We start from the raw sequence: 6,244 nt of genomic DNA, 5'->3' as shown, positions 1-6,244 counted from the left end.
GGTCGAGCGATGAAGCCCGGGCGATGGAGAGTCCGGGGGTCCTCGCGGACAGGGATGGATCCTGCCCGCTTGCTCGCCGCGCGCCTTGAGGTGCGGTCAGATGGCCTCGCGATGCGGGGGTAAGGCCGTCCCGTTCCGGTCTCGGCAACGAGGTCGGGGCGATCCGTCAGAGGCCCGGACGCAGGGCCGCCAGTCGGAGGGCGTGTGGAAAACGGCCGCGCGGGGCAGCCTGTCTCGTCGAAACGGTAAAACCACATCGCATCCGGGCGAGGCCCGGCTGTCCCGCGCCCTCCCCAACCGCTTTCCCCGAGGCGGCGCCGACGCACGTCCGGTCCTTGACAACCGAACCTCAGCTCAACCGGTCCGCCTTGCGCAGCCCCGGGAACAGCTTCGCCCACAGCCCCGTCGCGGCCAGCGCCCCGACGCCGCCGAACACCGCCGCCCCGATCGGCCCGAGGAACCGCACCACCAGTCCGGAGTAGGCCTCGCCCAGCTCGTTGGAGGCGCCGATGAACAGCATCGACACCGAGCTGACCCGGCCGCGCATATGGTCCGGCGTCGACAGCTGGATCAGGGTCTGCCGGATGTTGACGCTGATCATGTCCGCCGCCCCGCCGATCAGCAGGGCCGCGGCGCTGATCCAGGCGATCTTCGACAGGCCGAAGACGATGGTGCAGACGCCGAACACGGCCACCGCCGCAAACATCCATTTGCCCCCATGTCTCACGATCGGGAACCGCGCCAGATACAGCGCCATGGTGAAGGCCCCGACCCCGAACGCGGCCCGCAGCAGGCCGAAGCCCTCAGGTCCCACATGCAGGATATCGCGCGCGAAGATCGGCGTCAGCAACGCCACGCCCGCGAACAGCACCACGATCAGGTCCAGCGAGATCGCGCCCAGCACCACCTTGGTGTTCCAGACGTATTTCAGCCCTTCCTTGACGGCGTCCCAGCGGCGGGACCCGACCCCGACCCGCTCCGGCCTGCCCGAGGTGCGGATCAGCAGGAAGGCGGCCAGCCCCGCGAGGAACAGGCCCAGCGCCACGGCGTAGGCCAGCGGCACATTGATCCCGACGATCACCCCGCCCAGCGCCGGCCCGGCGATGGCGCCCGTCTGGAAGGCGATCGACTGGGCCGCGATGGCTCTCGGCAGGGCCGCCCGGCCGACCACCATCGGCAGGAAGGCCTGGCTGGCCGGGGCCAGGAACGCCCGGCAGGCGCCGAACAGGCAGGCCGTCGCCAGCAGCCCCCACAGCGGCGGCGAGCCGTGCAGGGCCATGCCCAGAAAGGCGATCGCGCACAGGGCCTCCACCGCGATCGAGACCGCCACCGTCGCCTTGCGGTCGCGCCGGTCCGCCATCTCGCCCGCCGGCAGGGTCAGGGCCAGCAGCGGGATGAACTGCGCCAGTCCGACCAGCCCGAGGTACAGGCTGGCCTCGGCGATCGGATGGTCGCGCCGCGCGATCTCATAGACCTGCCACAGCAGGGCCGAGGACTGGATCTGGATGGCCAGCACCGCCGCCACCCGGCCGCCCCACAGCAGCCGGAAGTCGCGCAGCTTCCAGGGATTGGCTCCCTGCGCCTCCCGCGCCGCCTCGACGACGGACGGGGTGATCGGCTCGGGGGCCTCAGGTGCGTCGGTCATGCTTCGGGTACGGCGTTCCGTCGCGATGGAAGAAGCCGCCGGGGCGGAAGATCATGTCGATATCGGAATAGACGCCGCTGTCGCCCTCCGGCGCCCGGCTGCCGACCTCCAGCAGAACCGCCCCGGCCCCCGACCGGTTCTCGATCCTGTGGCCGTTCGGAACGCCGGCCTTGAACCCGGCGCAATCCCCGGCCCGCAGCACGGTCTCGCCCTCGTCCTCGACCAGCACCACCTCGCCCTCCAGCACCCAGACGAACTCGTCCTCGCCCGTGTGCCAGTGCCGCTGGCTCGACCAGGCGCCGTCCGGCAGGCGCAGCAGATTGACGCCGAACTGGTCCAGCCCGACCGCGTCGCCCAGCCGCCAGCGCCGCCGCGCCTTGCACGGTCCGGCGAATTCCTCGGGATAGGCCGTGCCGTGCCCGGTCGGCGCGTTTTCGATGTCGATCTTCGGCATGGAGAGAAGCCTTCTCGCAATCGTCCGAACCCCCTAAAGCACAGGTCCATGAGCGCCGCATCACATCCGGTTATCGATCCTGTCGAACTGACCCGCGACCTGATCCGCCGACCCTCCGTCACCCCCGCCGACGAGGGGGCGATGGACATGCTGGAACGCCTCCTGACCGGCCTCGGCTTCCACTGCCGCCGTCTGAAATTCGAGAGCATCGAGAACCTCTACGCCCGGCGCGGGACGGCCTCGCCCAACCTCTGTTTCGCCGGCCATACAGACGTGGTGCCGACCGGCTCGGTCGAGGCCTGGTCCGCCGCCCCGTTCGAGGCCGAGGTCCGCGACGGCGTCCTCTACGGCCGCGGCGCCGTCGACATGAAGGGCGGCATCGCCGCCTGGATCGCCGCCGTCTCACGGGTGCTGGCCGACGGCGACGTCCCCGGCTCGCTCAGCTTCCTCATCACCGGCGACGAGGAGGGCCCGGCCCTGCACGGCACGAAGCGCGTGGTCGAGACCCTGATGGCCGAGGGCGAGGTCATCGACGCCTGCGTGGTCGGCGAACCCTCGTCGCAGCACGCCCTCGGCGACATGATCAAGATCGGCCGCCGCGGCTCGCTCAACACCTGGATCACGGTCCACGGCAAACAGGGCCACGTCGCCTATCCCGATCGCGCCGCCAACCCGGCCCCGGTCATCGCCCGCCTGCTGGCCCGGCTGGCCGACCACCGGCTCGACGACGGCTATCACGGCTTCCAGCCGTCGAACCTCGAAATCACCACCATCGACATCGGCAACCCCGCCACCAACCTGATCCCGGCCGAGGCGAGGGCGCGGCTCAACATCCGCTTCAACCCGGCCCACACCGGGGACGCGCTGATCGCATGGCTCAACGCCATGGCCGGCGAGGCCCAGGCCGCCAGCGGCCTGCGGATCGAACTGGAGCATCTGTGTTCGGGCGAAGCCTTCCTGACCGAGCCCGGCGCCTTCGTCACCGGCGTGCAGGACGCGGTCGAGGCCGCGACCGGCCGCCGCCCGGAGGCCTCCACCACCGGCGGCACCTCGGACGCGCGCTTCATCCGGTCGATGTGTCCGGTGCTCGAACTCGGCCTCGTCGGCCAGACCATGCACCAGATCGACGAGCGCGTTCCGGTGAGCGAGATCGAGGCGCTGACGGAGGTCTACCGCCGCGTCATCACCACCGTCTTCGACCGCCCCTAGAACAGCAGGTCGAGGCCCAGCATCGCCCCGCCGAACATGGCCGCGAAGGCGACGAGGAAATAGAACAACTCACGCAACGGGCCGCCCCGGCGCTCCAGCGTCATCGGCGGCAATTCGACCGGCAGCCTGCTCATCGGCCCACTCCCGCAAAACCGGATGAGGGTGCGCCCCGATCCTTGCCGGGAGGTTGAAAAACGTGGTTGCCGTCAAGGTCGCTCGAGGAAGCGCAGCGCCGTCAGCACATGCGCCTTGACCCCGATCGGAAGCACCCTCTCGTTGACGTCGAACGCCGGCGAATGGTTGGGCGCCGACGTCGCCGGATCGACCCCGTCGGCGCTGGCCCCCAGGTGGTAGAACACCCCCGGCACGACCTGCGACAGATAGCTGAAGTCCTCGGCCACCGTGGTCGGCGACGCGCCGGCGTTGACATTGCCCTCGCCCGCCGCCTCCTCCAGCACCGGCGCCAGCCAGGCCGACAGCGCCTCGTCGGTGAACACCAGGGCCGCGTTCTGGCGCACGCCGAACTCGGCCGTCGCCCCGTAATTCTCGGCGATATTGCCGATGGCGATCCCGGCCCGCCGCACCAGATCGTCGCGCTGGGCGATGTCGAAGGTGCGCAGCGTGCCCGACAGCACCGCCTGGTCCGGGATGATGTTGTAGCGCACCCCGGCGTCCAGGGTGGCGACGGTGAACACCGTCGGCGTCGTCGTCGGATCGATGGTGCGGGCCGTCAGGCTGTTGATCGTCTGCACCACGTCGGCCGAGGCCGAGATGACGTCGACGCCCTTCCACGGCCAGGCTCCGTGCGTCTGCCGCCCGCGCAGGGTGATGTCGATCCGGTCCGACGCCGCCATGAAGCCGCGCGGCCGATACCACATCGTTCCCGGCCGCCCCGGAAGCACATGCAGGCCGAAGATGGCGTCGGGGCGCGGATCGGCCAGCGCCCCCTGCTCGACCATCAGCGCCGCCCCGCCCTTGGGTTCGCCCGGCGGCGCGCCCTCCTCCGCCGGCTGGAAGATGAACACCACCGTCCCGGCGATCTCGTCCTTCATCCCGGCCAGCACCTCGGCCGCGCCCATCAGCATGGCCACATGGGCGTCATGGCCGCAGGCGTGGGCCACCGGCACCGTGGCGCCCATGTAGCTCCCGGTCGCCGTCGAGGCGAACGGCAGCCCGGTCGCCTCCTGCACCGGCAAGGCGTCCATGTCGGCCCGCAGCGCCACGGTCCGGCCCGGCCGGCCGCCGCGCAGGATCCCGACCACGCCGGTCTTGCCGACTTCCGTGCGCACCTCCAGCCCGAGCGAGCGGAGGTGTTCGGCCACCACGGCGGCGGTGCGGGTCTCGGCGAAGCCCAGTTCCGGATGGGCGTGCAGGTCGCGCCGCCACGCGATCACCCGCGGCGTTACGGCTTCGATCGCCGCGGTCACCGCCTCCCCCGTCTGGGCCCGGGGCTCTCCGGCCGGAAGGGCAAGCGTCAGGGCGGCTGTGGCGGCGAGCAGGCTGCGGACGATCATGGCGACTTCCCCGGTGAGACCGGCACCGTGCGCGGAGACGAGGCCCCGGCGCAAGGGCCCGGTCCCGCAAGCCCTGATGACCTCGGACCGGAGCCGGTCTAGGGTCCGCCTGTGAACCTCCGCTCTCCCGCCTTCGCCCTGCTGTTCGCGGTCAGCCTGATCGCGGCGGCGGGCAACATGGCGCTTCAGTCGGTGCTGCCGGCCATCGGGCGGGAGTTCCGGCTGTCGGACACGCTGGTCGCCGGCGCCTTCGCCATCTCGGCCCTGATGTGGACCGTGGCCTCGCCGTTCTGGGCCCGGCTGTCGGACCGGCTGGGACGCAAGACGGTCATCCTCGTGGGCCTCGCAGGCTTCGTCGTCTCGATGGGCGGCTTCGGCCTCGCCGCCACATCCGGGCTCGAACGCTGGCTCGGCGCGGGCGTGGCCTTCGCCCTGATGGCGGTGGCCCGGACGGTCTACGGCGTATTCGGCTCGGCGGCTCCGATCGCTTCCCAGGCCTATGTCGCCGACCGCACTTCGCCGGAGCAGCGCACCCAGGCCATGTCGCTGCTGGCCTCGGCGCAGGGGCTGGGCACCGTGGTCGGCCCCGCCCTGGCGCCGTTCTTCGTCCTGCCGCTCGTCGGTCTCGCGGGACCGATGTACGCCTTCGCCCTGTTCGGCGCGGCCGTGCTGTTCGTGACCTGGCGGCGCCTGCCCAGCGGCGAGGTGGTGCGCAAGCCGTCTCCCAGCGGCCGCCAGGATCACGCCGGAAAGGGCCTGTGGAAGGACCCCCGCGTGCGGGACTACCTGCTGTACGGCCTTCTCGTGACGGGGGCCCAGGCGGTCAACATCTCGGTGCTGGGCTTCCACATCATCGACGAGCTCGGGACCACGGGCATCGTCGCGCGGGAGGCCCAGCCCTTCATCGGCATCGCCATGCTGGCCGGCGCCGCGGCCACGCTGATGGCCCAGTGGGGGCTGATCCCGCTGCTCAAGCTGCAGCCGCGCGACCTGATGCGCTGGGGCGCCGCCCTCGCCCTGGTCGGCAATCTGATGAGCATCGCCTCGCCCGGCTATTACGGCGTCGTCATCGGCTATGCGGTGGTCTCGATGGGCGTCGGTTTCGCCCGCCCGGGGTTCACCGCCGGCTCGTCGCTCTCGGTCGGGGCTCACGAGCAGGGCGCCGTGGCGGGGCTGATGATGTCCCTTGCCGGGCTCAGCTTTCTGGGCCCGCCGGTCATCGGCGTGGCGCTGTACGAACTGGCCGAACCGGCGCCCTTCGTCGCCAACGCCGTACTGCTGGCGGTCGCCACAGCCCTGTGCTTCACCAGCGCCCGGCTCCGCGTCGGCCCGCCCGACCTCCCCGACCGCGACGAGACACCGTCGCCCGAGACTCCGCCCGCGTCGCAGCCCGGCCCCGAGGGCAATCGCTGATCCCCGTCG

6 protein-coding genes are annotated in these 6,244 nt (G+C 71.3%); 2 read left to right on the top strand and 4 right to left on the bottom strand.

Translation table 11 applies throughout. The annotated features are described in order from the left end of the window. Nucleotides 1-349 precede the first annotated feature (349 nt). Both VGD32_RS02610 and VGD32_RS02605 read right to left on the bottom strand, forming a co-directional pair. The gene (locus VGD32_RS02610; RefSeq protein ID WP_331030348.1) at nt 350-1,645 is read right to left on the bottom strand and encodes an MFS transporter; all 1,296 of its coding nucleotides are present in this window, start codon (nt 1,643-1,645) and stop codon (nt 350-352) included. Then, complete coding sequence (locus tag VGD32_RS02605; protein ID WP_331030347.1) at nt 1,629-2,099, bottom strand: cupin domain-containing protein; 471 nt, start codon at nt 2,097-2,099, stop codon at nt 1,629-1,631. Before VGD32_RS02605 ends, VGD32_RS02610 begins: the two co-directional genes overlap by 17 nt. A 48-nt stretch (nt 2,100-2,147) precedes the next feature. On the opposite strand from VGD32_RS02605, the gene dapE reads away from it, so the two are divergent. Continuing rightward, nucleotides 2,148-3,308: a succinyl-diaminopimelate desuccinylase gene (dapE, locus tag VGD32_RS02600; RefSeq protein WP_331030346.1), complete on the top strand. Its 1,161-nt coding sequence runs from the start codon at nt 2,148-2,150 to the stop codon at nt 3,306-3,308. On the opposite strand, the gene VGD32_RS02595 is transcribed toward dapE, so the two are convergent. Beyond that, entirely contained in the window at nt 3,305-3,442 is a 138-nt protein-coding gene (locus VGD32_RS02595) for a hypothetical protein (protein ID WP_331030345.1), read from the bottom strand. The two genes, dapE and VGD32_RS02595, sit on opposite strands and share 4 nt — an antisense overlap. Nucleotides 3,443-3,514: 72 nt before the next feature. Continuing rightward, nucleotides 3,515-4,822 (bottom strand): amidohydrolase, encoded by a 1,308-nt coding sequence (locus VGD32_RS02590; RefSeq protein WP_331030344.1) that lies wholly within the window; start codon nt 4,820-4,822, stop codon nt 3,515-3,517. A 111-nt stretch (nt 4,823-4,933) separates the two neighbouring features. Here VGD32_RS02590 and VGD32_RS02585 point away from each other — a divergent pair, with 111 nt between their 5' ends. Further along, the gene (locus VGD32_RS02585; protein ID WP_331030343.1) at nt 4,934-6,235 is read left to right on the top strand and encodes an MFS transporter; all 1,302 of its coding nucleotides are present in this window, start codon (nt 4,934-4,936) and stop codon (nt 6,233-6,235) included. The last annotated feature ends 9 nt before the right edge of the window (nt 6,236-6,244 follow it).

Source organism: Brevundimonas sp. (genome assembly GCF_036402095.1).
Lineage (GTDB): Bacteria > Pseudomonadota > Alphaproteobacteria > Caulobacterales > Caulobacteraceae > Brevundimonas.
This window is presented reverse-complemented; position numbering and strand designations above follow the sequence as displayed.

Excerpts from the sequence above, each read along its gene's own strand:
- VGD32_RS02590 (WP_331030344.1), bottom strand. The coding sequence starts at position 4,822 with ATGATCGTCCGCAGCCTGCTCGCCGCCACAGCCGCCCTGACGCTTGCC.
- VGD32_RS02610 (WP_331030348.1), bottom strand. The coding sequence starts at position 1,645 with ATGACCGACGCACCTGAGGCCCCCGAGCCGATCACCCCGTCCGTCGTC.
- VGD32_RS02595 (WP_331030345.1), bottom strand. The coding sequence starts at position 3,442 with ATGAGCAGGCTGCCGGTCGAATTGCCGCCGATGACGCTGGAGCGCCGG.
- VGD32_RS02605 (WP_331030347.1), bottom strand. The coding sequence starts at position 2,099 with ATGCCGAAGATCGACATCGAAAACGCGCCGACCGGGCACGGCACGGCC.
- dapE (WP_331030346.1), top strand. The coding sequence starts at position 2,148 with ATGAGCGCCGCATCACATCCGGTTATCGATCCTGTCGAACTGACCCGC.